At 64.9% G+C, this 25,897-nt stretch carries 26 protein-coding genes; 18 read left to right on the top strand and 8 right to left on the bottom strand.

Annotated elements, in window-relative coordinates; all coding sequences use genetic code 11:
* The first annotated feature begins 212 nt into the window (after positions 1-212).
* The 11 genes from FLM21_RS21480 to FLM21_RS03075 all read left to right on the top strand — a co-directional run bounded on the left by FLM21_RS21480 (position 213) and on the right by FLM21_RS03075 (position 10,410).
* Complete coding sequence (locus FLM21_RS21480; protein ID WP_148714168.1) at positions 213-1,826, top strand: flagellin N-terminal helical domain-containing protein; 1,614 nt, start codon at positions 213-215, stop codon at positions 1,824-1,826.
* Between the two features lie 134 nt (positions 1,827-1,960).
* Entirely contained in the window at positions 1,961-2,575 is a 615-nt protein-coding gene (gene gmk / locus FLM21_RS03120; RefSeq protein WP_148714167.1) for a guanylate kinase, read from the top strand.
* Between the two features lie 96 nt (positions 2,576-2,671).
* Entirely contained in the window at positions 2,672-2,881 is a 210-nt protein-coding gene (gene rpoZ / locus FLM21_RS03115; RefSeq protein ID WP_148714166.1) for a DNA-directed RNA polymerase subunit omega, read from the top strand.
* 17 nt (positions 2,882-2,898) lie between these two features.
* Positions 2,899-5,088 carry a RelA/SpoT family protein gene (locus FLM21_RS03110; protein WP_148714165.1) on the top strand — a complete coding sequence of 730 codons (2,190 nt, stop codon included), beginning with the start codon at positions 2,899-2,901 and terminating at the stop codon, positions 5,086-5,088.
* 132 nt (positions 5,089-5,220) lie between these two features.
* Entirely contained in the window at positions 5,221-5,424 is a 204-nt protein-coding gene (gene thiS / locus FLM21_RS03105; protein WP_148714164.1) for a sulfur carrier protein ThiS, read from the top strand.
* Between the two features lie 172 nt (positions 5,425-5,596).
* A complete protein-coding gene (locus FLM21_RS03100; protein WP_148714163.1) occupies positions 5,597-6,418 on the top strand; it encodes a thiazole synthase in 822 nt (273 codons plus the stop codon).
* 8 nt (positions 6,419-6,426) lie between these two features.
* Positions 6,427-6,873, top strand: coding sequence for a GNAT family N-acetyltransferase (locus FLM21_RS03095; protein WP_148714162.1), 447 nt, complete (start codon positions 6,427-6,429; stop codon positions 6,871-6,873).
* A 102-nt stretch (positions 6,874-6,975) separates the two neighbouring features.
* Positions 6,976-7,683 (top strand): tRNA (guanosine(46)-N7)-methyltransferase TrmB, encoded by a 708-nt coding sequence (gene trmB / locus FLM21_RS03090; RefSeq protein ID WP_222846831.1) that lies wholly within the window; start codon positions 6,976-6,978, stop codon positions 7,681-7,683.
* A 94-nt stretch (positions 7,684-7,777) separates the two neighbouring features.
* The gene (locus FLM21_RS03085) at positions 7,778-8,356 is read left to right on the top strand and encodes an LPP20 family lipoprotein (protein ID WP_187360061.1); all 579 of its coding nucleotides are present in this window, start codon (positions 7,778-7,780) and stop codon (positions 8,354-8,356) included.
* The gene (locus FLM21_RS03080) at positions 8,353-9,657 is read left to right on the top strand and encodes a flagella assembly protein FlgT middle domain-containing protein (protein ID WP_148714159.1); all 1,305 of its coding nucleotides are present in this window, start codon (positions 8,353-8,355) and stop codon (positions 9,655-9,657) included. Before FLM21_RS03085 ends, FLM21_RS03080 begins: the two co-directional genes overlap by 4 nt.
* A gap of 411 nt (positions 9,658-10,068) precedes the next feature.
* The gene (locus tag FLM21_RS03075) at positions 10,069-10,410 is read left to right on the top strand and encodes a hypothetical protein (protein WP_148714158.1); all 342 of its coding nucleotides are present in this window, start codon (positions 10,069-10,071) and stop codon (positions 10,408-10,410) included.
* Positions 10,411-10,524: 114 nt separating this feature from the next.
* Here the strand turns inward: FLM21_RS03075 and FLM21_RS03070 are convergent, their stop codons facing one another.
* From FLM21_RS03070 to glyQ, 7 genes are read right to left on the bottom strand one after another with little or no spacing between them, the layout of a single operon-like run.
* On the bottom strand, positions 10,525-11,244 hold the full coding sequence (locus tag FLM21_RS03070; RefSeq protein WP_187360060.1) for a S4 domain-containing protein: 720 nt from the start codon (positions 11,242-11,244) through the stop codon (positions 10,525-10,527).
* Between the two features lie 55 nt (positions 11,245-11,299).
* Positions 11,300-11,977, bottom strand: coding sequence for a M48 family metallopeptidase (locus tag FLM21_RS03065; protein ID WP_148714156.1), 678 nt, complete (start codon positions 11,975-11,977; stop codon positions 11,300-11,302).
* A gap of 4 nt (positions 11,978-11,981) precedes the next feature.
* Positions 11,982-12,713 carry a lysophospholipid acyltransferase family protein gene (locus tag FLM21_RS03060; protein WP_148714155.1) on the bottom strand — a complete coding sequence of 244 codons (732 nt, stop codon included), beginning with the start codon at positions 12,711-12,713 and terminating at the stop codon, positions 11,982-11,984.
* Positions 12,710-13,264 carry a D-glycero-beta-D-manno-heptose 1,7-bisphosphate 7-phosphatase gene (gene gmhB / locus FLM21_RS03055; RefSeq protein ID WP_148714154.1) on the bottom strand — a complete coding sequence of 185 codons (555 nt, stop codon included), beginning with the start codon at positions 13,262-13,264 and terminating at the stop codon, positions 12,710-12,712. The genes FLM21_RS03060 and gmhB overlap by 4 nt, the downstream gene beginning before the upstream one ends.
* A gap of 52 nt (positions 13,265-13,316) precedes the next feature.
* On the bottom strand, positions 13,317-15,380 hold the full coding sequence (gene glyS / locus FLM21_RS03050) for a glycine--tRNA ligase subunit beta (RefSeq protein ID WP_148714153.1): 2,064 nt from the start codon (positions 15,378-15,380) through the stop codon (positions 13,317-13,319).
* Between the two features lie 5 nt (positions 15,381-15,385).
* Complete coding sequence (locus FLM21_RS03045; RefSeq protein WP_148714152.1) at positions 15,386-15,871, bottom strand: surface-adhesin E family protein; 486 nt, start codon at positions 15,869-15,871, stop codon at positions 15,386-15,388.
* A gap of 13 nt (positions 15,872-15,884) precedes the next feature.
* A complete protein-coding gene (glyQ, locus tag FLM21_RS03040; RefSeq protein WP_148714151.1) occupies positions 15,885-16,772 on the bottom strand; it encodes a glycine--tRNA ligase subunit alpha in 888 nt (295 codons plus the stop codon).
* Between the two features lie 227 nt (positions 16,773-16,999).
* On the opposite strand from glyQ, the gene FLM21_RS03035 reads away from it, so the two are divergent.
* From FLM21_RS03035 to FLM21_RS03020, 4 genes are read left to right on the top strand one after another with little or no spacing between them, the layout of a single operon-like run.
* The gene (locus FLM21_RS03035; RefSeq protein ID WP_187360059.1) at positions 17,000-18,892 is read left to right on the top strand and encodes a lytic transglycosylase domain-containing protein; all 1,893 of its coding nucleotides are present in this window, start codon (positions 17,000-17,002) and stop codon (positions 18,890-18,892) included.
* A gap of 59 nt (positions 18,893-18,951) precedes the next feature.
* Complete coding sequence (locus FLM21_RS03030) at positions 18,952-19,893, top strand: complex I NDUFA9 subunit family protein (protein WP_187360058.1); 942 nt, start codon at positions 18,952-18,954, stop codon at positions 19,891-19,893.
* Positions 19,894-19,929: 36 nt separating this feature from the next.
* Complete coding sequence (locus tag FLM21_RS03025) at positions 19,930-20,175, top strand: RNA recognition motif domain-containing protein (protein ID WP_148714149.1); 246 nt, start codon at positions 19,930-19,932, stop codon at positions 20,173-20,175.
* A 7-nt stretch (positions 20,176-20,182) separates the two neighbouring features.
* Positions 20,183-21,175 carry a 2-hydroxyacid dehydrogenase gene (locus FLM21_RS03020; RefSeq protein WP_148714148.1) on the top strand — a complete coding sequence of 331 codons (993 nt, stop codon included), beginning with the start codon at positions 20,183-20,185 and terminating at the stop codon, positions 21,173-21,175.
* A 262-nt stretch (positions 21,176-21,437) separates the two neighbouring features.
* On the opposite strand, the gene FLM21_RS03015 is transcribed toward FLM21_RS03020, so the two are convergent.
* Entirely contained in the window at positions 21,438-22,379 is a 942-nt protein-coding gene (locus tag FLM21_RS03015; RefSeq protein WP_148714147.1) for a hypothetical protein, read from the bottom strand.
* 347 nt (positions 22,380-22,726) lie between these two features.
* Between FLM21_RS03015 and FLM21_RS03010 the strand changes: the two genes are divergently transcribed.
* Genes FLM21_RS03010 through FLM21_RS03000 form a run of 3 tightly spaced genes read left to right on the top strand, consistent with a single transcriptional unit; the run spans position 22,727 to position 25,894 of the window.
* Positions 22,727-24,922: a PAS domain-containing sensor histidine kinase gene (locus FLM21_RS03010; protein WP_148714146.1), complete on the top strand. Its 2,196-nt coding sequence runs from the start codon at positions 22,727-22,729 to the stop codon at positions 24,920-24,922.
* Complete coding sequence (locus tag FLM21_RS03005) at positions 24,912-25,526, top strand: response regulator transcription factor (RefSeq protein ID WP_148714145.1); 615 nt, start codon at positions 24,912-24,914, stop codon at positions 25,524-25,526. Before FLM21_RS03010 ends, FLM21_RS03005 begins: the two co-directional genes overlap by 11 nt.
* Positions 25,526-25,894: a hypothetical protein gene (locus FLM21_RS03000; protein WP_148714144.1), complete on the top strand. Its 369-nt coding sequence runs from the start codon at positions 25,526-25,528 to the stop codon at positions 25,892-25,894. The genes FLM21_RS03005 and FLM21_RS03000 overlap by 1 nt, the downstream gene beginning before the upstream one ends.
* Positions 25,895-25,897: the final 3 nt, after the last annotated feature.

The following is a 25,897-nucleotide window of genomic DNA, read 5'->3' as shown; positions in this document are numbered from 1 at the left end:
GTATCCCGCCCCATCCCGGCAGGGAACAGCGAGCATTGGTGCGCATTTCCGGGCGGCAATGCCGTCCGTCATCTGGCGAAAATATTCTTGGCATGGCTTTTGCATGACACGCCCCGCAATGGGTGGCACGCGTGGCGTGGCTGCCGAACCGGGCACGGCGCTTGTCGTCGGCCGACAGACGGACCGTCGCAGGCCCGCCAAGGAGAACCGTGATGCAAGTCATCAACACCAATATTCCGTCGCTGAATGCGCAGCGCAACCTCGACAAGAGTCAGGGCGACCTGCAGCAATCGCTGCAACGGTTGTCGTCCGGCCTGCGCATCAACAGCGCCAAAGACGATGCCGCCGGGCTCGCCATCTCGGAGCGCATGACCAGCCAGATCCGTGGCTCCACCCAGGCGCAGCGCAATGCCAACGACGGCATCTCGCTGGCCCAGACCGGTGAAGGCGCGCTCGCGCAGATGGGCGACATCCTGCAGCGCATCCGCGAACTCGCGGTGCAATCGGGCAATGCCACCAACTCGGCCGGCGACCGCGAAGCGATCAATGCCGAAGTCACCCAGCTCACCAGCGAACTGGAACGCTTCGCGCAGACCACCCAGTTCAACGGCCAGAAGCTGTTCGACGGCAGCTTCACCGCTGCGGTCTACCAGATCGGTGCCAATGCCAACGAAACCATTCTGGCAACGACGTCCAATCTGAAGACCAACCAATACGGTACCTACCAGATCGGCAACGGCAACGGCACTGGCGCCAAGACCATCAGCAACTTCCTGACCTCCGGCACCGCCTTCTCGCCGGGTGCCACCGGCATCGTCAATGCCGCAGGCGTCGCGGTCTCGGCCTCGGGCACCTTCAGCATCAACGGCATCTCGATCTCGGTCGAGGATACCGACATGGCGCGCGAGATCGCCGCCAAGATCAACCAGGCTGGCACCGGCGTAAAAGCCAGCGCCCGCACCGAGACCGTGTTGTCGATGGGTAGCGGCACCTTCTCGCTGGCGCTCGCTTCCAAGAGCAGCACCTTCCAGTCGGTGACCTTCAACGTGGCTGATGGCAACAACAATGGCGCCATCGATGCCGACGAATACTCGCAGGCCGTCGCCGCCTTCAATGCCAAGGCGTCGCAAACCGGCGTGACTGCGCAGGTGGAAACCTTCACCGACACCACCGGTACCACCCGCTACGGCGTGAAGCTGGTGGCCGAGGATGGCTCCAATATCGCGCTGAGTTCGGCCAGCGGCATCGCCAGCGGCATCGGCGGCGACCTCAACATCTGGAACTACGATCCTGTGTCGTCGAGCGGCTCGAGCCAGTACCTCGCCAGCGCCAGCGTGTTCACCGGCGGCACCACCGGCTCCGTGTACTTTGGTGGCCAAGTGGTGCTGAATGCAGCCGATTCATACTCGATCACCACGGCCAGCGCCGCCTTCACCTCGGGGGTGTTCTTCACGGCAGTGGACAACTCGACGGTATTCGCCTCGGGCTCGTCCTTCCAGGCCGATTTGAAGACAGTGGAAACGCTGGACGTCTCGACTGTGGAAAACGCCAGTCAGGCACTGCGCATCGTCGACGACGCGCTGACCACCATCAACGACCAGCGCGCCAAGTTCGGCGCCCTGCAAAGCCGCTTCTCGGCCACCATCTCCAATCTGGCAACCACCACCGAGAACCTCTCGGCCGCACGCAGCCGGATCCAGGATGCGGATTTCGCGGCGGAAACCGCCAGCCTGACCCGCGCGCAGATCCTGCAGCAGGCCGGCACTGCGATGCTGTCGCAGGCCAACCAGTTGCCGCAACAAGTGCTAAGCCTGTTGCAAGGCTGATCACGGGCCAGCCAAGCCAGGGCGACCATTCGGTCGCCCTTTTTCGTTGCATGGCCCGTCGACGCAATGGCGGTGCTGTTTGCGGACGCAATGAATGTGCTAACCTGCCCCTTAGTTTTTTACGGATTTTCACGATGGCGAGAGGCAATATTTTCGTAGTCACGGCCCCTTCCGGTGCAGGCAAGACCACGCTGGTGGCCGCCCTGCTGGCGGCGGACCAGAATGTGCAGCTGTCGATTTCCTTCACCACCCGTGCCCCGCGCACCGGCGAAGTGGACGGCCAGGACTACCATTTCGTCGAGCGCGCCGAATTCGAGCGCATGATCGCCGCCAATGAGCTGCTGGAGTACGCCGAGGTCTACGGCAACTACTACGGCACGTCCAAGACCTGGATCGCGTCGGTACTCGACAATGGCCGCGACATCCTGCTCGAGATCGACTGGCAGGGCGCGCAACAGGTCAAGCGCCTGTTCCCGGACGCCGTCGGCATCTTCGTGCTGCCGCCCGCCATCGAAGCACTGGAAGCGCGGCTGCGCAATCGCGGCAAGGACAGCGAGGCGGTGATCGCCGAACGCATGGCCGCCGCCCGCGAGGAAATGAGCCACTACGGCGAGGCCGACTTCATCATCGTCAACGAGCACATCGACGAAGCCGTGCGCGACATCGTCTCGGTGGTGCGGGCGATGCGCCTGCGCCTGCCGACGCAGCGCATCCGCCACGGCGCCCTGCTCGACGCACTGAAGGCCTGAGCCCAGGTGCTCCCCTGCCGCCCCGCCTCGCGGGGCGGTCTGCGTTTCTGGTACAATCCAAGCTAACTGTTTCCCCTTTCAAGACAAGGATTTCCCATGGCCCGCGTGACCGTAGACGACTGCCTGCCCCGCATCGAGAACCGCTTCGACCTGACCCTGGCTGCCGCCTATCGCGCTCGCCAGATCGCCAACGGCGCCACACCGCAGATCGATGCCCCGGGCCGTGACAAACCCACCGTGCTCGCGCTGCGCGAAATCGCCTCCGGCCTCGTCGGCCGCGAGATCCTGACGCGCAACCGGACCTGATCGCCGGAACCGTCGTCATGGAGCCGGCACTGGCCGCTGCAGATGTGCCCGAACTTGCCGGCTCCGCGCCGGCGGTGCTGGCAGCGGCCAACCGGTTCCTCAGTGAGGAAACCGCCTACCTCCGCCCGGAAGACCGGGCCTTCCTCGCCACCGCCTTCAAGTTTTCCGAGGCCGCGCACCGCGGCCAGATGCGCCGTACTGGCGATCCGTACATCTCCCATCCGCTGGCCGTCGCCGGCATCCTGACTCACTGGCACCTCGATGCCCAGGCCCTCGCCGCCGCGCTGCTGCACGACGTGATGGAGGACACTGGCGTCTCCAAGCTCGAGCTCACCGAAAAATTCGGCCGTCATGTGGCCGAGCTGGTCGACGGCATGAGCAAGATCGACAAGCTGGAGTTCCAGAGCAAGGAAGAGGCGCAGGCGGAGAACTTCCGCAAGATGCTGCTGGCGATGGCGCGCGACTTGCGGGTGATCCTGATCAAGCTCGCCGACCGGCTGCACAATATGCGCACCATGGACGCGATGCGCGAGGACAAGCAAAAGCGCATCGCCCGCGAGACCATGGAAATCTACGCGCCGATCGCCAACCGCATCGGCCTCAACAGCATCTACCAGGAACTGGACGACCTGTCGTTCAAGTACCTGCATCCGCGCCGCTACGACGTGCTGTCCAAGGCGCTGAAGGCCGCACGCGGCAACCGGCGCGAGGTGGTCGGCAAGATCCTCGACAGCATCAAGCTCAAGCTGTCGGATGCCGGCATCGATGCCAGCGTCACCGGCCGTGAAAAGAACCTCTTCAGCATCTACCGCAAGATGCAGGAAAAGCAGCTCAGCTTCTCCGAGGTGTTCGACATCTACGGTTTTCGCGTCATCGTACGCGACGTGCCCACCTGTTACCTGGCACTTGGCGCATTGCACAGCCTGTTCAAACCGATCGCCGGCAAGTTCAAGGACTACATCGCGATCGCGAAGTCCAACGGCTACCAGAGCCTGCACACCACGCTGTTTGGCCCCTATGGCACGCCGATCGAGATCCAGATCCGCACCCAGGAGATGCACCGCGTCGCCGATGCCGGCGTAGCCAGCCACTGGATGTACAAGTCCGGCGACGAAAGCTTTTCCGATGTGCAGCAGAAGACCCACCAGTGGCTGCAATCGCTGCTGGAGCTGCAATCGGAATCGGGCGACGCAGTCGAATTCCTCGAGCACATCAAGGTCGACCTGTTCCCCGACGAAGTCTACGTGTTCACGCCCAAGGGCAAGATCCTGTCGATGCCGTCCGGCGCCACTTGCGTCGACTTCGCCTATGCCGTGCACTCGGACATCGGCAACCGCTGCATCGCCGCCAAGGTCAACCACGAGCTGGTGCCGCTGCGCACCAAGCTCAGGAACGGCGACCAGGTCGAGATCGTCACCGCTGCTCACGCCAAACCCAATCCGAGTTGGCTGACCTTCGTCACCACCGGCAAGGCACGCAGCCATATCCGCCACTTCCTCAAGAACATGCGGCACGAGGAAGCGGTGCTGCTCGGTGAGCGGCTGCTGCTGCAGGCCATGACCACGCTGCTGCCCAATGCCACCATGCCGTCGGAAGACGTGTGGGAGCGCTGGATCCGCGAGAACAACGCCAAGAGCCGCGAAGAGGCTCTGGCCGAGGTGGGCCTCGGCAAGCGCCTCGCCGTGGTGGTCGCCAAGCGCCTGCTGCAGCTGTCCGGCCAATGGCTGGAAGAGCCCGCGCCGGGCAAGAAGGCCACCGCGGTCACCATCCGCGGCACCGAGGGCATGGCGATCCAGTTTGCCCGCTGCTGCAACCCGATCCCGGGCGACCCCATCATCGGCTTCTTCAAGAAGGACCAGGGCCTCGTCATCCACACCCACGACTGTCCGCTGCTGTCGGGCGGGCGCGTCGATTCGGACAAGCTGATCGACGTCGAATGGGATCCGGCCGTGGCCCGGCTGTTCGACGTGCCGGCCCGGGTGCTGGCCGAAAACACCCGCGGCGCGCTCGCCGAGATCGCCGCATCCATTGCCGAAGCCAACGCCAACATCGCCTCGGTCGCTACCCAGGAACAGAGCGGTGACGAGCGCTACATCCAGATCCAGTTCACGCTACAGGTGCATGATCGGGTCCACCTTGCCCAGGTGATGAAACGCCTGCGCGCGCTGCCTTCGGTTTACCGTATCCAGCGCACGCGCAGCAACTAAGCGCCTCACGCGAACTCCGCCTTGCGAACACGTTCGCAGCCCCCGTAGCCTGCACCGACTGTGTCAGATCAAGGGGGGCCATGCCACCCCATGTTAAAATCGCCGCCGGTATTCCATTCTCAGGATCGCCCCGTGCTCCAGCTCTCCATCAACGGCGAGGCCAAGACCTTCGCCGGCCCGCTCACCGTCACCACGCTGATCGAACAACTCGGTTTTGCCGGCAAGCGCGTTGCGCTGGAGCGCAATGGCGAGATCGTGCCGCGCAGCCAGCATGCCGCGATCGAACTCGCCGACGGTGATGTGCTGGAGCTGGTCGTCGCCGTCGGCGGCGGCTGATTTTTACCCGGCAACGCTACTGCGCGGGCGCATTGCGGCGTCATGCGCGCTTCACAATCCTCATGGGCCACACGCCCATTTCGGTTGCTCCAGTGCTATTCCTTGCCCTGCCCCCGCTCGCTACGCTTGCTTCGGGCAAAAACGTGCTTTCGATGCTTTCCATGAGGCCAGAATGACCCAGAACGCCCAGACCCCAGACCTCGCCGGTCCAGACCTATTCCAGATCGCAGGCAAAAACTACAACTCGCGCCTGCTGGTCGGCACCGGCAAATACAAGGATTTCACCGAGACGCGCGCCGCGATCGACGCCTCGGGCGCCGAGATCATCACCGTGGCAATCCGCCGCGTGAACATCGGCCAGACCGCCGGCGAGCCCAGCCTGCTCGACTACCTGCCGCCATCCGAATTCACCTACCTGCCCAATACCGCCGGCTGCTACAGCAGCGAAGACGCCATCCGTACGCTGCGCCTCGCCCGCGAACTGCTGGATGACCATCGGCTGGTGAAGCTGGAAGTGCTGGGCGATCCGAACACGCTCTACCCCAATGTGCGCGAAACGCTGAAGGCCGCCGAAGTGCTGGTGAAGGAAGGCTTCGATGTGATGGTCTACACCTCGGACGATCCCATCATCGCCCGCGAGCTGGAACAGATCGGCTGCTGCGCCATCATGCCGCTCGCCAGCCTGATCGGCTCGGGCATGGGCATCCTCAACCCGTGGAACCTGCGGCTGATCATCGAGCAATCGTCGGTACCGGTACTGGTCGATGCCGGCGTCGGTACAGCGTCGGACGCCGCCATCGGCATGGAGCTGGGCTGCGACGGCGTGCTGATGAATACCGCAATTGCCGGCGCCCGCGACCCGATCCGCATGGCCCGCGCGATGAAGCTGGCGGTCGAGGCTGGGCGTGATGCCTATCTGGCCGGACGCATGCCGAGGAAGCTATATAGTGGCGACCCCAGCAGCCCGCTCCAAGGGCTGATTGCCACCCAATAAGGAAACCGATGTCCGCGCTTGTCCGCTACGCCTGCCTCGATGATCTGGACGCCCTGGCGCCGCTGTTCGCCGCCTACCGGGTGTTCTACGAACAGCCGCACGATGTACCCGCCGCACGCGCCTTCCTGCAGCAGCGGCTGGCGCGGCAGGAATCGGTGCTGCTGCTCGCCGAGCAGGCCGGACAAGCAGCGGGCTTCATCCAGCTCTATCCCTCGTTCTGCTCGACCGCTGCAGCGCGCATCTGGATCCTGTCCGATCTCTATGTCACGCCGGATGCCCGGCAGCACGGCGTGGCCCGGCAGTTGATGGACAAGGCGCGCGATCATGGCAGGGCGAGCGACGCAATCCGGCTGGAGCTCTCCACCGCACACAGCAACACCCGCGCACAGGCGCTGTACGAATCACTGGGCTACGAGCTCGATACGGTGTATCGCTACTACGGGCTGACGCTCTGATTCCCGCCGGGCGGCCACGGCAAACGCCGCGCTGCCTGCAGGTATAATCCGCCCTCGTTCGCAGGCGCCGCGAGCGGCGCCTTTTGCTTTGAGTACCCGATGATGACCACCGATCAACCGCAAGACGACCAACCGCAATTCATGCGCCGCATCCGCAGCTTCGTGCTGCGCCAAGGCCATCTGTCCAAGGGGCAGGAGCGTGCACTCGAAGAACTGGGCCCGCGCTTCCTGGTGCCTTATGTCGCCGAGCCGCTGGACCTTGCCACCGCATTCGGCCGCAGTGCCCCCACCGTGCTGGAGATCGGCTTCGGCATGGGCAATGCCACCGCCGAGATCGCCGCCGCCGCCCCCGAGACCAATTACCTCGGCATCGAAGTGCACACCCCCGGTGTCGGCAGCCTGCTCAAGCTGATCGGCGAGCAGAACCTCGGCAACATCCGCATCGTCCATCACGACGCAGTCGAGGTGCTGGAGCACATGATCGCGCCGGGCAGCCTGGATGGCGCCCACGTGTTCTTCCCCGACCCCTGGCACAAGAAGCGGCACAACAAGCGCCGGCTGATCCAGCCCGAGTTTGTGAAGCAGCTGGTCTCGCGCATCCGTCCCGGCGGCTATCTGCATCTGGCCACCGACTGGGAGGACTACGCCATCCAGATGCTGGAGGTGCTGTCCGCCGAGCCGCTGCTGGAAAACACCGCCGACGGCTATGCGCCACGCCCGGACTATCGCCCGCTTACCAAGTTCGAGAACCGGGGCATCAAGCTGGGTCATGGCGTGTGGGACCTGGTGTTCCGGGTGCGCGGCAGCTAAGGCTGTCCCGCTGGCGGCACAGCGCGGCCTGTCGCCATGGCATTCGTTGGTGACAGGCCCTAGACTAGCCGCATCCAGCCGCCTTCTATCCGACATGACCCCACGCATCGCCCTCCTCGCGCTCAGCCTGCTGCTCGGTGCCTGCAGCTGGATCAAGTCGCCCGCACCGACCGAGAGCGCACCCGCCGTGATCGTGCCGCAGGTCGTCACAGCCATCGGCCACGGTGCGCCACCGCAAGCCAAGGAACTGTCGCCGGCCCAACGCAAGCTCGCGGCAATGCGCGCGTCCAAGCTCGATGCCTATCGCAGCTTGACGGAGACGGTCTCGGGCGTGCGGCTGTCCAGCCAGAGCACCGTCGGCATGATGGTACTGACGGACGACCGGATGCGCGTGTTCGTCGATGGTTACCTGCGCGGCGCGCGCGTCGTCGCGGTGCGCGAAGCGGCCGATGGCAGCTTCACCACCACGCTGGAACTGACGCTGGCGCCGTCCTTTGTCGCCGCACTGGCCGGCGGCGAGCTACCGGAAACCTCGCCGCCGGCAGCTGATCCGAACGGCGAGATCGTCTCCACCATCACCGCTGCACCCGCGCCGGTGGCAGCCACGGCGGAAGCCGCCGTGGAGGTGGTGCCGGACCGCAGCCCGACCAGCAACTTCTACTACGCGCAATGAAACGCCTGCTGCCCCTGCTACTTGCCGCCGTCTGCATCGCGCCGCTGGCCGCGGCGCCAGTGGTCGGCGTGGCACCGGTCGACAACGACGTGGCCTTGGCGCGCAGCCAGGCCTTGGACGACGCGCTGCTCAATGCCGGCTTGGCCGACGGTGCCCGAATCCAGGCCATGGAAGACAGTGATGGCGGCCGGCTGGCACAGGCCAGCCAGTTGCGGCCACGCAGCCAGCCCACCGGCTACCGCGTGCTGCGTGAATGGCAGGCCAGCGGCCTCTACCACATTGAAATCGAGCCGACGAGTGCACCGGCTCCCGCCCCTGCAACGGCCGCAGCGGCCGCGCCCGAAACGGCACCGGCAGCAACGACGGCCGTTGCGCCCACCCCAGCACCCGTTTGCAGCGACGGCTATCGCCGCAAATTACTGGTTACGCCATTCCGCATCCGTCAGCCCGGTCAGGGTAGCGACATCGGCCAGTTGCAGATCGGCCTGCAGGATGCACTGACCAGCCGGCTCGACGACGCCGGCTTCGCTGCCAGCCGCAGCGGCAACGATGCGCCGTTCACCATCGATCCCGGCCTCGCCGACCTGCGCCAGCAACCAGAGCACGTGCGCCGGCTGGCACGGCAGCACGCCACCCAGTTCGTCGTTGCCGGTGTGATCAACGACATGAGCACCGAAGGCGAGCGCTACACGCTGAGCTACGGTGCCAATGACGTGCGCCAGGGAGAGCGCAAGCTGGGCTTTATCGTGCCATTGCTGGATTTCTTCGAGCCCGGCCTCAAGGCCACCCCCAGGACACGCTATTTCGACACCGACCTGCTGCTGTTCGATGGCGTATCCGGCGCACTGATCAGCCGCAAGCGCTTCACGGCGCGCGCTGGTGGCGAGGTGGCCATGCGCGGCGGCACTCAGTTCGGCAGCGCCAGCTTCTACGACACCGGCTATGGCGCCGCCGTGGCGCAACAACTGGACGAGATGGTCCGCACGACCCAGGCGGAGCTCGGTTGCCTACCGTTCTCGGCCCGGGTCGTGCGCGCCGAGCGCGGCCAGGTTTATCTCGACGCCGGCAGCATGGCCGGCCTCAAGCCGGGCGACCGGCTGCAGCTTTACCGACTCAAGCCCGGCAGCATGCCAGTGGACGGCCTGATCGAGGGCGACGCGCTGCGCCTTGGCATGCCCGAGCAACTGGCCGGCACGCTGGTCATTACCCAGACCCAGCCGCAGTTCTCCATCGCCCAGAGCGAAGGCGGCACGGCCGACGTGGGCGATTACGCCCGCGGCACCAGTCGGCCACGGCGCTAAGCCATCCACCAACACGGGACGCACGGTTGGGCACTGCAGGGCTACACCGTGGCCACGGCGATGCGTACGGCAAGCCCACATCCATCCTGCATACGCTCCCTCACCCGGCGCATGTCGGACTTGATCTGGCATTGCAGCGCCTGATGGCATGGCAACGACAGGCCAACGCGTCGGCAGCGCCTGCCGCCATACTGTGCGGCCTTGATACCGTCTCGAAAGCGCAACGCGTGCATGTTGTTGCACAACCACAGCAAATGACGCGTGCATTGACCGTGTAGTAGAAAATCCTGATTCTTGGCGTGCACATGCAAACATGTGTGGTTGAATTCGCGTATCGACTCAGCCCCTTGCAACGTTCACCCAAGACCATGCCCACCGGGATGGCTTGTTGCTCCATGGAGAACAGGAAACATGAAGAAGTATTTCGTATCCGCCGCACTCGTGCTGATGGGCATGTCCACCGCTGCATCGGCCGCGGTGGAAGTCCGCACGTTTTATGGCTGGCTGAACAATCAAAGCCCGATCACTTTCTGCTCCAGCCAATGGCCGGGTTCCAACTTGGTTGATGCTTCCGTCTCTGGTCAATGGGTGAAGTGCAGCAAGGATACTTCCGCCCCCGCCGCACCGCAGACGCAAACTTTCTACGGCTGGCTGAACAACATGAGCCCGATCACGTTCTGCGAACAGCAATGGCCGGGTTCGCAACTGGTGGACGCCTCCGTCGCCGGCAAGTGGGTGAAGTGCCGCAAGTAATTGCGACTTTCCCCGCTCCAAGCGAGAAAACCACCCTTGCGGTGGTTTTCTCGTTTTGGCGAACCGGTGCCAGCACGCCTGTATTGCAGTACAAAGCCGGTAACCAGACAACGCTCAGAAGCGCTCGCCCAAACCCAGATAGCGCCACTGCCCCGGCGCGAGGCCGGTCACGGCGATCTGGCCCACCCGGATGCGCTGGCTGCGCACCAGCCTTATTCCTGCCACAGCGCACAGTGCGGCCAGCCCGGATGGCAGGGTTTCGCGCAAGACCAGCCGCAATTGTCGTTCGGCCTGCTGCGTCAGCTTGAACGGCCGCAGTGCCACCCCATCCAGGCTACGCACGCCATTCAGCCTCGCCAGCTGCGCGGCATCGACCGGCTTATCGGTCCACAGCAGCCATTCATGCTCGAAATCGCGCGATTGCTGCAGTTTGCTTACCAGCCGCCGCTCCTGCGTCAGTACGACGAGGCCACTGGCCTCCGCCGCCATCGGCGTGGCCAATTGCAGGTGCCGCAGGTGGCGCTTGAGAAACAGGATGTCGCTGGCGCCATGCGCCTGGCGTTGCGCCGGCTTCAGCCAGCCCGCCACGCCATCTTCGCCCTCGGCCAGACCTGCCGGCTTGTTGAACAGCAAGGTCACACGCGATGCGCTCACCGTGGCCGCAGCAGCCAGCACTTCCACGCGCTGGCCTGGCAACACCCGGCTACCCAGGGTATCGACCACCTGACCATCGACGCGCACGCGGCCCTGTTCGATCAGTTCGTCGGCTTCACGGCGCGAATAGGGGCCCAGCTCGGTCAAGCGCTTGGACAGCCTGATCGATTCATCACTCATTGCAGCTTCCAGCGGGCAAAACGCCATTGTAACGGGCTGCGCGAGGCGATCCGGGCTAGACCGCGAAATGCGCCGCTTCGCGGCGCAGCCAGTCGCGGTGCACGCGCCATGCCGGGCTGTGCGCCTCGACGATGGCCCAGAAGCGCTCGGAATGGTTGAGCTCGGCCAGATGGGCCAGCTCGTGGATCACCACGTAGTCGATCACTTCGGGCGGCGCTTGCAGCAAACGCCAATTGAGTCGAATGTCACCCGCGGAGGTGCAGCTGCCCCAGCGCGTACGCGCCGAAGTCAGCTTGAGCGCGCGTGGCGCCAGGCCCATGCGGGCGGACCAGACGGCCACGCGCTCGCTGAAGTAGGTGCGGGCGCTGCGCTGCAGGAAGCGCGCCAGCGCTGCGGCAAGCTGTACCTCGCTACCCGGCAGGTGGAGTTCTTGCTCGCTCAAGCGGGTGCGGGTGGCACCGCTGCGCAGTACACGGGGCTGGCCCAGCCAGCAGGCGCTGCTGCCATCCACCAGGGCTGGCCGTGCGGCGGGCTGCGCATCGAGGTGCTTGAGCACCCAGTCAAGCTTGAGCCGCAGCACCCGCTCGGCCTCGGCCAGCGGTGCGCGTTGTGGCAGCTGCACCGTCAGCCCGCGATGATCGATCTTGAGCCCGATCGAGCGCCGCCGGCTGGAGCGCGCCACCGCATACTCCAGGGTGCGGGTTGGCGTGACGAGGCGGTGCAGCACGGTCATCGCATCAGCGATTGCGCGGGTGGCACGGCCCCTGGCCTTCGAAGGTGGCGAGCGCGCCTTCGATCCAGCTTTCCACCTGTTCGCTCACCGCCGTCGGCGTGCCATGCGGCCGGATGGTCGGGCCAATGCGCACGGTGATGGTGCCCGGCCACTTGCGGAAGGAGTTGCGCGGCCAGAACTCGCCCGAATTGAGCGCCACCGGCACGATGGGAATATCCAGCGCCATCGCCAGCCGTGGCCCGCCGTGCTTGTACTTGCCGCGGGTGCCGGCCGGTACCCGGGTACCCTCGGGGAAGATCAGGATCCAGAAGCCCTTGGCCAGCCGGTCACGCCCCTGATCCATCAACATGCGCTGCGCTTCGGCGCGGTTGCCGCGATCGATTGCGATCGGCGACAGCGCCCACAAACCCCAGCCGAAGAACGGGATCTTCAACAGCTCGCGCTTGAGCACGAACACCATGGGCGGAAAGATCTGCTGCAGCGCCATCGTTTCCCATGCCGACTGGTGCTTGCACAGGATCATCGCCGGACCCGCCGGGATGTGCTCGCGCCCTTCGACCACATAGCGCACGCCGCAGGTCACGCGCAGCCACCACAGCAGCGAGTGGGTCCACAGCGTGATCACGCGATAGCGCACCTGGGGTGGCAACGGCAGGATCAGGATGGCCAGGATGGCAAACGGGGGCGTCAGCACGACCATGCCGAGCCAGTACAGGGCGGAGCGGAACCAGATCATGGTTGGGATTCGAGGCTGGGATTGAGCAGGGCGCTGGCGTAGGCAGCTAGGTCATCGTAGACGCGGGTGCCAACCGGCAGGTTGCCAGTGGCCTCGGTCTTGGCGCCATTGCCGGTGCGCACCAGCACCGGCTTGCCGCCGACCGCGGCGATCGCCTGCAGATCGCGCAGGCTGTCGCCGACCATGGCGCGATCACCGATGTTGGCATGGAAGCGCCGGCCGATGTCGAGCAACATGCCGGGCCGCGGCTTGCGGCACTGGCAATCGGCATCGGGCGCGTGCGGACAGAAGAACACCGCATCGATATGGCCACCGGTCTCGGCCACTGCGCGGTGCATCTTGGTATGGATGGCATTGAGCGTATCCATGCTGATGATGCCGCGGCCGATCGCCGACTGGTTGGTGGCCACCACCAGCGTCCAGCCGGCGCGCGACAGTTCGCTGATCGCCTGCAGGCTGCCGGGAATCGGCACCCATTCGTCCGGCGATTTGACGAAATCGGCCCGGTCTTCGTTGATGACGCCGTCGCGGTCGAGAATGAGCAGTTTCATGGCGATTCGGAGTGGAAAAAGCGGGAACGGCGCGTGCCGCCCCGCCGGAACATCATTCCGCCAGCAGCGACAGCTCGGCAACGCGGTTCATCAGCGCAGCAAGCTCGGCCAGCAGGGCAAGGCGGTTGCCGCGCACCGCTGCATCGTCGGCCATCACCATCACGCCGTCGAAGAACGCATCGACCGGGGCCTTGAGCGCGGCAAGCTGCTTGAGCGCACCGGTGAAATCCTGTGCCGCCAGCGCCGTTTCAGCCGGGCCACGCACCGTCTGCAACGCATCGTACAGCGACTTTTCCGCGGCCTCAGCGAACAAGTTGGCATTGAGCGCCGGCAGATCGCCCTCGACCTTCTTCAGGATATTGCGGATGCGCTTGTTGGCGGCGGCGAGTGCGGCGGCCTCCGGCAGCGCCTTGAACTCGGCCACGGCCGCGAGCCGGCGCTCGACATCGTCGAGGCGGGTGGGTACCAGCGCCAGCACGGCATCGATGTCGGCCGCCGGGTAGTCGGCAGCTAGGTAGTTCTTCAGCCGCTCCAGCATGAAGCTTGCAACGCCCTCGACGGTGCCGTCGGCGACCACGCCCGCCGGAAAGGCCGCTGCGGTTTTCGCCAACAACTCACGTACATCGAGTGGCAGGTTCAGCAGCATGCGCAGCACACCGAGCGCGGCGCGGCGCAGGCCGAACGGATCCTTGTCGCCGGTCGGCACCATGCCGATGCCCCAGATGCCGACGATGGCCTCGAGCTTGTCGGCCAGCGCAACTGCCGTAGCGATCGTGCCCTGCGGCAGCGTGTCGCCGGCAAAGCGCGGGTGATAGTGGCCCTCGATGGCATCGGCCACCGCATCGGTCTCGCCGTCCAGCTTGGCGTAGTACCGACCCATGATGCCTTGCAGCTCAGGGAATTCGCCAACCATGTCGGACAACAGATCGGCCTTCGCCAAGCGGGCAGCGCGCTGCGCCTGGGCCGCGTCGGCCTGCAGCAGGCCGGCGATGGCGCCAGCTATCGTCTGCAGCCGCTCGACACGTTCGAGCTGGCTGCCGATCTTGTTGTGGTACACCACGTTGGCAAGACCGCCGACGCGGCTGTCGAGCGTCTTCTTCTGGTCCTGCTCGTAGAAGAACTTGGCATCGGACAACCGTGCGCGCAGCACGCGGGCGTTGCCCTGCACGATCTGCGCCGGCTCGAGGCTGGCGAGGTTGGACACCAGCAGGAAGCGATTGGTCAGGCGACCGCTACCATCGAGCAGCGGGAAGTACTTCTGGTTCTGCTGCATGGTGAGGATCAGGCATTCCTGCGGCACCTTGAGGAAGTCCGCCTCGAATTCGCCTTCCAGCACCACCGGCCACTCCACCAACGCGGTCACCTCATCGAACAGCGCCTCGTCGGCAGCGATGGCGGCGCTACGCTTGGCCGCTGCCGCTTCGAGTTCCTTGCCGATCAGTGCACGGCGCGCGGCAAAACTCGCCACGACCTTGCCCGCTTCGAACAGCGTGCGGGCGTAGTGGTCAGCGTGATCCAGCGTGATCTCACCGCTGGAGAGGAAACGGTGACCGCGAGTGACGCGATCGGCATTCAGGTGCAGCACCTGGCCCGGAATCACCTCGGCGCCTTGCAACATCGTCAGGCCATGTACCGGGCGGATGAACTGCCCGTCACGATCACCCCAGCGCATCATCTTGGGCGCGGGCAGCTTCTTCAGCGCAGCCTCGACGATGCCGGCCAGCACATTGGCCAGCGGCTCGCCGGTCTTCACCGAGCGAAAGATGAACACGTCCTGCTTGCCGTCCGAGCCCTGTTCCAGCTGCTCGACCGCCACGCCGCACGAGCGGGCAAAGCCGGCCAGCGCCGGGGTCGGCGCGCCATCCTTGAAGCCCGCGGCCACGGCCGGGCCCTTGCGTTCGATCTGTTGGTCCGGCTGCACGCCGAGCACGTTGGGGATGCTGACCGCCAGCCGGCGCGGGCTGGCAAAGGGATGGAACTCGACCGACTTGTCGACGAAGCCGAGCTTGGCGAGTTCGTCGAACACGGACTGGGCGAACACGTCGCCCAGCTTCTTCAGGGCCTTGGGCGGCAACTCCTCGGTCAGGAGCTCGATCAACAGCGTTTGTTGGGACATGGGTTCTACTCTTCTTGATTCTCTGCGGCGTCTTTGCTCGCCATGATCTTGCAGACCTGGCGCACGAAATCGGCGCCATAGCTGTCGGTTTGCGGGGTGGAGAATTCCCACTGGTAGCCGGGCACGTCGTAGCGCGCCACATCGCCATCGTTCTCGTCACGCAGCTCGGCCGCGGTCTCGGCCATGCGACCGCTCTTGCAGTCGATGGCGACGCGGGCGTACTTGATGCGGTACGTTCCCTTCGATACCCCGTCGACCTGATCGCGCTTGAAGTTCTGGCGCATCCAGACATAGGTGTATTGGTCCGGCGCGAAGCGATCATTGTGGCTGATGGAATCGACATCCACCCACACGTCAAAATCGGGCATTTCCCCGTAGTTGCGCCACTCGCCCTTGTACGGCACGGGCTCCGGCCCGCGCGTGCCGGTCTCGAACTTGTCGCCACAGGCGGACAGCGCGAGAAGGCAGGCCAGGACGAGGGCGGTCTTCATCGGGGATTCCGGATCAGGCCTGGCACATCGGGAAGCCGAGGCGCTCGCGGCTTTCGAAATACGCCTGCGCCACGCCGCGTGCCAGATTGCGGATGCGGCCGATGTAGGCGGCGCGCTCGGTCACCGAGATGGCGCCACGCGCGTCGAGCAGGTTGAAGGTGTGAGCCGCCTTCAGGATCATTTCGTACGCCGGCAGTGGCAGGCTGGCTTCCAGGAGCTTCTTGGCCTCGCCTTCGAAGCTGTTGAACAGGCTCAGCAGCAATTCGACGTTGGAATGCTCGAAGTTGTAGGTCGACTGCTCGACTTCATTCTGGTGATAGATGTCGCCGTAAGTGACCTTCTGGCCATTGGGGAACACGGTCCAGACCAGGTCGTAGACGTTCTCCACGCCCTGCAGGTACATCGCCAGCCGCTCAGTGCCGTAGGTGATCTCGCCCAGTACCGGCTTGCAATCGAGGCCGCCCACCTGCTGGAAATAGGTGAACTGCGTGACTTCCATGCCGTTCAGCCACACTTCCCAACCCAGGCCCCAGGCGCCGAGCGTGGGGTTTTCCCAATCGTCCTCGACGAAGCGGATGTCGTGCACCTGCGGATCGATGCCGAGTTCCTTGAGCGAACCGAGGTACAGCTCCTGGATATGGTCGGGCGAAGGCTTCAACACCACCTGGAACTGGTAGTAGTGCTGCAGGCGGTTGGGGTTCTCGCCATAGCGGCCGTCCTTGGGGCGGCGGCTCGGCTGCACGTAGGCGGCATTCCACGGCTCGGGGCCGATGGCGCGCAGGAAGGTGGCGGTGTGGCTGGTGCCGGCGCCCATTTCCATGTCGTAGGGCTGCAGCAGGGCGCAGCCCTGGCGGCCCCAGTAGTTTTGCAGCGTGAGCAGAATGTCCTGGAAGGTCAGCATGTTGTTGTCGTGTACCGCGATGCGCGGCGTGTGTGCCTGTAAACCGGTTGATTCTACTTGTTTTTGCCCGCGCCCCGCTAATCGGGGCATGGCAAATGCCCCAGCTCGCCAACGGGCGATGACGGCTCATGTCAGCCCTCCCCGCGTTTCGCAGTAAAATGCGCACGGAACCTCGTCGCGCCTTGGCGCTCTTCCTCACTCTGACCCCTCTCCCGGTATCGTCCCGCATGAAACGCTTCGTCTTCGCCCTTGCCTTTTGCAGCCTCGCCGCCCAGGCCGCCGTCGATCTCGACGCCGTGCGTGACGCGGCCAAGAAGCGGGACCTGAACCGGCTGGCCAGCATCACCGATGCCAATGCCAACGACGTGCTGGCGATGTACCCGCACTACTACTGGCTGAGCGTACAGCTGCCGACCGTGCCCAACGACGAGGTGCGGGCCTTCTTCGCCCGCAACGACGGCAGCCCGCTCGCCGACAAGCTGCGCAGCGAATGGCTGTCCGAAGTGGGCAAGCGCAGCGACTGGGACACCCTGCTCGCCGAATACCCGAAGCTCGATGCCCCGACCACCGAGCTCGATTGCTATGCCGCCCAGGCCAACCTGTCGCGCGGCAAGCGTGAGGGGGCACTCAAGCTCAAGGCGCTGTATCTGCAGGGCCGTGCCCAGCCGCAAAGCTGCGGCCCGGTGTTCGACTGGCTGCTGGCCGAGGGCCAGCTCGGCGAGGGCGATGTCTGGGCCCGCATCCGCGACGCGCTGCTGCGCAACAACACCGATTTCGCCCGCCAGATCGCCGCCCGCGTCGGCAACCCGGCCGAACTGCAGGCCAAATCGCTGGCGCTGGCCGCGCGCGACCCGGTGAAGGCCCTCGGCGGCTACAACCCGGCGCGGCGCGGCGCACGCGAAGCGGCGCTGTACGCGATCGGCCGGTTGGCGCGCAGCAACCCGGATGCGGCGGCGGCGTGGCTGGAAAACCGCACCGAGGGCTGGCCGCAGGACGATGTGCGCTTCGGTTGGCAGCAGCTCGGCGAAGCCGGAGCCAAATCGCGCCATCCGCAGGCGAGCAGCTGGTTCGCCCGCGGTGGTACGCCGCAGACAGCCAGCGGCCGGGCTTGGGCCATCCGCGCGGCGCTACGCGCCAAGGATGTCGATGCCGTGCTGACGCGCATCGATGCGCTGCCCGCCGACGAGGCAGGCGAAGTGGTCTGGCGCTACTGGAAGGCGCAGGCGCTCAAGGCCAAGAACCGCAAGATGGAGGCCGATGCGCTGCTGGCCGCGCTCGCCACCCACGACGAGTACTACGGCCAATTGGCCACGGCTGAGCTCGATACGCCGATCGCCAGCGCCAACAACCTGCCGTATCGCCCCACCGAGACCGAGATCGCGCGGGTACGGCAGCGCCCCGGTGTGGCACGGGCGCTGGCGCTGTTCGACGGCGGCTGGCGCAGCGAGGCGGTGCGCGAATGGAACTGGTCGCTGCGCGGCCTCACCGATCCCGAGCTGATCGCCGCGGCGGTGCTGGCCGAGCGCGCCGGCCAGCTCGATCGTTCGATCTACGCCGCCGAGCGTGGCCGCACCATGGCCGACATCGCACTGCGCTATCCGGTGCCGTATCGCGACGAGGTCGAGCGCCAGGCACTGCTCAACGGCATCGATGCCGCCTGGGTGTTCGGCCTGATCCGCCAGGAGAGCCGCTTCGTCACCGATGCGCGCTCACGCGTCGGCGCTGGCGGGCTGATGCAGCTGATGCCAGGTACCGCCAAGTGGGTGGCCGCCAAGATGGGCGACAAGAACTACGACCCGAGCGCGGTGCATCACGCCGAATCCAATCTGCAGATGGGCACGTTCTACCTTTCCTACATCCTCGAGCGGCTGGAGAAGCACCCGGTGCTTGCCACCGCCGGCTACAACGCGGGCCCTGGCCGCGCACGCGCCTGGCAGGACGACCAACCGATCGATGCCGCCATCTATATTGAGACGATTCCGTTCGACGAAACGCGCGATTACGTGAAGAAGGTGCTGGGCAATGCCCAGGTCTACCGCTATGCCTTCCCCAAGGCGCCGGCGCTACGGGACCGGCTCGCTGCGATCCCGCCGCGAGGTGGCGCCGTCGACGCCCCCTGACGCAGGACAAATCGCGGCGGGTGCACCATCGCCACACTACGCGCAGCGAGGAGCCCATCATGACGAGCAATGTGCTGTTGATCGGCGGCAGTGGTTTCATCGGCCGGCAGATCGCCGCCCAGCTGGCCGACCATGGCCATACGGTGACCATCCCCAGCCGCAATCGTGAAGCGCACCGCGAGCAACTACTCGAGCTGCCAGGGCTGACGCTGGTCGAGGCCAATGTGCATGACAGCAGCCAGCTCGCCGAGCTGGTGCCGCGCCATGACGCGGTGGTGAACCTGGTCGGCATCCTGCAGGGCAGTACAGCCGATTTCGAGCGGGTCCACGTCAAGCTGACCGAGCGCATTGTCAACGCCTGCGCCATGGCCGGCGTGCGGCGCTATCTGCATATGAGCGCACTCGGCGCCGACGTGAATGGCCCCTCGCGCTACCAGCGCAGCAAGGGCGATGGCGAGGCTGTGGTGCGCGCCAGCGGTCTCGCCTGGACTATCTACCGCCCTTCGGTGGTGTTCGGTCGCGGCGACAGCTTCCTCACCGTGTTCGCCGCGCTGCAGCGGCTGGCCCCCTGCGTGCCGCTGGCCAGCAGCACCGCGCGTTTCCAACCGGTATGGGTGGGCGATGTGGCACGCGCTTTCGTCACCGGCATCGAACAAGCGCAACTTGCCGGGCATACGCTTTACCTGGTCGGGCCCAGGGTGTATACCCTAGCCGAGCTGGTGCGCTATGCCGGGCGGGTAGCCGGGCATCGCCGCCTGGTGTTCGGCCTGCCGGACTGGGCCGCACGCCTGCAGGCCAGCGCCATGCAACTGCTGCCCAATCCACCACTGAGTCACGACAACCTCGATTCGATGAAGGTCGACAACGTGCACGCCCCCGGCTTCGCCCCGGAACTCGGATGGACACCCACCGCGCTGGAAGCGGTGGCGCCCGGCTACCTCGGCAGCACCCGGCGCTTCGATACGCTGCGGCAGCACGCACACACCCCAGCCCGACACTGAGCATCCCCCACGCCTTTCCCAACCGGAGACTTTGTCATGCAGATTCTGATCGGCAACCTGCCCCCTGGTACCTCCAGCGACGACGTGCGCACGCTGCTCACCGAGCAGGGCGTGCCCGGTATCGGCGAGATCGTGATCGAGGAAGGCCCGGAGCGCACCGGTGCCCTGGTCAAGCTGGACCTGGGCGACACCGCCATCGCCACCGTGTGCAAACAGCTCAACGGCCACCACTGGAACGGCCGTGATCTGACCGCCAATCACACCAACTTCTCCTGGGAATAGCCCGCGCATGCGCATCGCCGTATTCGACAGCAAGCGCTATGACCGTGCCGCACTGACCGCCGCCAACGGCGCCGGCTACGAACTGGAGTTCTTCGAGGATCGGCTCAACCGCAGCACGGTGCCGCTGGCCGCCGGCTTCGACGTGGTCTGCCCCTTCGTCAACGATCGGGTCGACGAAGCCACGCTGCTCGAACTGAAGCGCCTCGGCGTCGGCCATGTGGCGCTGCGCAGCGCCGGCTACAACGGTGTCGATGTCGCCGCCGCCGCCCGGCTCGGCATCGTGGTCACCCGTGTGCCGGCCTACTCGCCCGAAGCGGTGGCCGAGCACGTGTTCGCGCTGTTGCTGACGCTGGTGCGCAAGACGCACCGCGCGTTCAACCGGGTACGCGATGCCAACTTCTCGCTCGACGGCCTCGTCGGCTTCAACCTCCATGGCCGCACCTTCGGCGTGGTCGGCGCCGGCAAGATCGGCCGCGCAGCGATGCAGATCGCCCGCGGCTTCGGCATGCAGGTGATTGCGTATGACCGATCGCCGGATCCTGCGCACGAAGCAGCGCTCGGCTGCCGTTTCGTCAGTCTGCCCGAGCTCCTCGCCAGCGCCGACGTGATCAGCCTGCACGCGCCGCTGTTCCCGGAAACACGACACATGATCAATGCCACCTCGCTGGCAACGATGAAGCCGGGCGCCGTCATCATCAATACCAGCCGCGGTGGCCTGATCGACAGCGCCGCACTGCTCGACGCGCTGAAAAGCGGCCAGCTCGGCGGGGTGGGGCTCGATGTCTACGAGTACGAGGAAGGCGTGTTCTTCGAGGACCTCTCCGGCTCCGCCGTGCAGGACGATGTGTTGGCGCGGCTGACCACCTTCCCCAACGTGGTCATCACCTCGCACCAGGGCTTCCTCACCGACGAAGCCCTCTCGAACATCGCCACCACCGTGATGCAGAACGTGGCGGACTACGCTGCAGGCAAGCCACTGGCGAATGCGGTCCGGCCATAAATCACAGAAGCCTTCTGGTATAGACCCATTTGGGCCAGCCGCCTCCGGGCCTGTCGCCAATATTCCACGTAAAGTCAAATGCCAGCGTTGGACTTAAACGTCTATTAAGTTCAGGCGTTTTTTGGCTAGTGCGTTCATCTTGTAAGATGCGCACAAGAACTCGGCTACGAACTGTGCAGGGACAAGCAATCAGATTGCGCGAGCAAAAAAAAAACCGGTGGGACAGCCCACCGGTTTTCGATCACAACTAAAAATTCCTTAATTAGGGCGTTGCCACATTGCCGTACGCCACACCATTCTTGATATAGCCAACTACGACCTCATCGGCATCACGTCCCCATTGCAGTATATCGGCATGATTGTATTGGCGCTCGGACGAAACGCGCTTGATGCGAACATCCTTGGTCTGCCAGATTTCTTCAGTCAGCTGCAACTTGAAGTTGGGTGCACTAGCACTATCAGCCGTTGTGGTGGTCTTGGTATGACAAGTCTTGAACGTGCCTGCGGTAGTCGTCACCGTAGCAAGACCGAAGTATTCGATCGTTACATTTTCGGTCACAAATTCTCCGGCATTCCAACCCACATTCTCGCGACGATTGGTGTAGCTATAGCTTGCTCCTTTAGCCATTGCGTTGACTGCGGCAAGGCTATACGTCGATTGGGGTTTATAGGCCCCATAGAAAGGCGGAAGGTTGTCTGCGTCTTCGTAACCGTAGTAACGCTGGGTCACGCCGGCATTGTCGACCACGTCGTAGTTGAACTCGGTACCACTCGGGGTCGCCGAGCCATTATCCCAGTAGGTTACGTCGTACCGGCGAACGGTCTGCCCCTGAAATGTCGAATTGGCTGCAGCGCGATCTACGGTCAGGATACGATTGGTCGTCACTACCGGTGTCGCAGCTGAAGTCAACACGCGATTTTCTCGCCAGAAATCGTTGCGGCCCGGCGCTGGCGTGCCTGCACCCCATTGGTTAGCAGGCAGTGTGTCAAGACACGATGCGTAAGTAGCATCCGGTATAGGAGTCGGAGTGGGCGTAGGAGCCGGAGTGGGAGCTGCTCCATCGCCACCGCCACCGCCGCAAGCAATCAGAAGCACCGCCAAGCTGGATGCAATCCATACTTTGGTAGATAGATTGGACATTAATAAACCCCCTGATGAACGATATGTTTGAATGTCTGTTGTCGCTTCCATAAGCGATCTCATGCGCAACTCAAGGTTAGATTTTGTAAGTTTTTTTATTTCTCTTATGGATGCGTGTACCAATCACAAGGAATGATGCACCACTACCCTTGCTGACAAACTTGACCTAGGACAAGCGTTTCTGCCGGGCTTGGTCAACAAGACGGGCCGGATTCTAGTACATCCCACTGCACTTCCCTTCTCCACTTGTCAGGATTAGCGCAAATACAACGTAGATCGTATGTTTTTCGGGAACCGAAGTTGTGGTTTTCACCAGCCGCGCTACTCATGTGAACTGAGATAACCTGCTCACCTAACATCGAACGAGTTCCAGCGTGTCTCCTCCCCGCTCCCATCGCTGGCTTGCCCTGGTGCCTGGCCTTCTGGCCGCGCTGGTGACGCTTGCCTTCGCCGGCTACCTGCTGCTGACCCGGGGTGAAGCGGCGGAACAGCGGGCCTCGCTGCTGGAGCAGGATCTGCTGTGGCAAAAGCAGGCGATCGAGCAGCAGGTGGCGATCGACCGCGATGCGGTGCATGGCCTTGCGGCCACGCTGTCCGGCTCGGACTACCGCTCGCCCATCTTCCAGGCACGAGTGCTGTCGCTGCTGCAGACCAGTCCGGAAGTGGTCGGCCTGTCGGTGCAGGACCGCGCCGGCCATATCGAATGGCACGCGACGCAGGCCGCTTGGGCGCTGCCCTATCGCGGCGAGCCAGGCTGGGGCGAGGTTTGGGTATCGCACGGCCAGCCGCGCGTGATCTATGCCGCCCAGACTGCCGACCGGCGCCGCGTGCTGGTGATGGTGCTGGCGCTCGACCGCCTGCTGCAACAGCAGGTGCCCTGGTGGATCGCCCAGCGCTATCAGATCACGCTGTACGGCGCCGACAACACGCCGCTCGCCTCCAAGTTCCAGCGCCAGCTCGATCCGGCTGGCGTGATCGGCCATATCGCGCTCAACGAGCCTCCGGTCGGCCTCACGCTGAAGGCCGAGGTTTACCAGACACCTACCAACCCGGTGACCGAGACACTGCCGTGGATCGTGTTCGCGCTGGCGTTGGCGATGCTGGCCTCGACCTGGGCGCTGGGCCGCATGATGCGGGTGCGCGAGGAGGCCGAGGCGCGGCTGCGATCGGAAACCGCGCTGCGCAATGCGATGGAGGATTCGCTGGTCACGGGCCTCAGGGCCATGGACAAGCACGGGCGCGTGCTCTACGTGAACCGCGCCTTCTGCGAGATGGTCGGCTACAGCGCCGAGGAGCTGATTGGCCAGCACCCGCCCATGCCCTACTGGCCGCCAGAAGAGCTGGAACGCTGCGAGGCGGTGTTCGACGCCATCCTCGCCGGCCGGCTCGACCGCAACGGCTTCTCCACTCGCTTCATGCGCCGCAACGGCGAGCGCTTTGACGTGCACGTGTACGCCTCCAAACTGATCGATGGCAACGGCCAGCACATCGGCTGGATGGGCTCGATGTACGACGTGACCGAGCTGCGGCGCGAGCGCGAGGCGTTGCAGGCGTCGCACGAGCGCTTCGTCACCGTGATGAACGGGCTCGATGCTGCCGTAGCGGTGTCGGATGCGCAAAGCGGCGAATTGCTGATGAGCAACCAGCAGTTCGACCGTGCCTTCGGCCTGCCGGACTGGCGCGGCCGCTGCTGCGTGGTGCCGTTCGTGCCGCGCCGCGCCGAGCCCCCGATCGATGCCGAGTGGTACGACGGCTACCGCCAGCACTGGTACCAGATCAAGAGCCGGCAGAGCGTGTGGGTGGATGGCACCGCGGTGTGGCTGGAGATCGCCTCCGACATCACCGCGCTCAAGGGTGCGGCCGAACGTGAGCGGCGACAGAACGAAGCGCTGCAGCAGACCGCCCGGCTGATCAGCATGGGCGAGATGGCGTCGAGCCTGGCACACGAACTCAACCAGCCGCTCGGCGCCATCACCAGCTACGCCTCGGGCTGCCGCAACATCCTGGCGGCACCGGTGCCCAACCTCGCCCAGCTCGACCAGGCCATCGACAAGATGGGCGAGCAGGCCAAGCGCGCCGGCCAGATCATCCGCGGCATCCGCGAATTCGTGCAGCGCCGCGCGCCGCATCGCAAGCGCTGCGACATCGGCACGCTGCTCGATACGGTGCTCGGCCTGTTGGGCCACGAGATCGTGCGCCGCGGTGTCGACGTCTCCATCGCCCAGGCCGGCGAATTGCCGCCACTCTATGCCGATGCGGTGATGCTGGAACAGGTGATCTTCAACCTGATCAAGAATGCGCTCGAGGCGATGGATGCCACGCCGGCCGAGCAGCGCCAGCTGGCAATCACGCTGACCCGCATCGACGGCAATCTGCGTGTCGCCATTGCCGATCGCGGTACTGGCATCGCGCCGGAACAGCTGGAACAATTGTTCAAGCCGTTCTTTACCACCAAGGACAGCGGCATGGGGATGGGGCTCAACATCTGCCGTTCCATCATCGAGCACCATCACGGGCGGCTGTGGGCCGAAGCCAACCCGGGTGGCGGCTGCCGCTTCATCTTCACCGTACCGTTCGCCGAGGAGACCGAAGCCCATGAGCCTTAACCGACGGATTGCCGTCGTCGACGACGACGACGCGCTGCGCGATGCGCTGGTCTGGCTGTTCTCCACCCGCAATCACGAGGCCCAGGCCTTCGCCAGCGCCGAGGCCCTGCTGGCCGACTACAGCCCCGATCGTTTCGGCTGCCTGATCCTGGACGTGCGCATGCCCGGCATGGGCGGGCTGGAGCTGTTCGAGAAGCTCAAGGAATACACGTATACCCCGCCGGTGATCTTCCTCACCGGCCACGGCGACGTGCCGATGGCCGTGTCGGCGCTCAAGGGCGGCGCCACCGATTTTGTCGAGAAGCCGTTCAACGACAACGACATCGTCGACCTGGTCGAAAAGGCGCTCTCTGCCGATGCGACGCACCGTGACGAGTGGCATGCGAAATCCCAGGTCGAAGGCCGGCTTTCCGCGCTGACGCCGCGCGAGCGCGAGGTGATGAAGCTCATCCTCACCGGCCGGCTCAACAAGCAGATCGCCGACGACCTGTCGATCTCGATGAAGACCGTCGAAGTGCACCGTGCGCGCATCCTGGAAAAGATGCACGTGAAGACAGCAATGGAGCTGGCCGCGCTGCTGCGCGATGCCGGTGTGGAAACCTGATGCCGGCGCCGGTCTGGCTTGCCGCCATCCCTTGGGCGGTGCTGATCGAGAACGCACCGCGCATCCTGGAGGCGAGCCGCAAGCTGTTCCGCCGCGCGCAGACGCCGCCACCACCACCGGTGGAGATCGAGATCAACCCCAGCGGCTCCACCGAGGAACGGATCGCCACGCTGGAAACGCTGGTCGAGGACAACCGCCGGGTATTGATCGAACTCTCCACCCGGCAGGAGGAAAGTGCACGGTTGATCGAGGCGCTGGCGCAGCAGAATGCGCAGCTCACGCTGCGGTTACGCCGACAGTACCGGGTGCTGGTACTGCTGGGCGCCACGCTGATCGCCAGCGTGCTCTATCTGCTGCTAAGGGGCTGAGTC

Origin of the sequence: Chitinolyticbacter meiyuanensis, from assembly GCF_008033135.1 — a bacterium.
GTDB classification, from domain to species: domain Bacteria; phylum Pseudomonadota; class Gammaproteobacteria; order Burkholderiales; family Chitinibacteraceae; genus Chitinolyticbacter; species Chitinolyticbacter meiyuanensis.
Note: the sequence above shows the minus strand (reverse complement) of the source record. Positions and strands in the feature narration are given on the sequence as shown.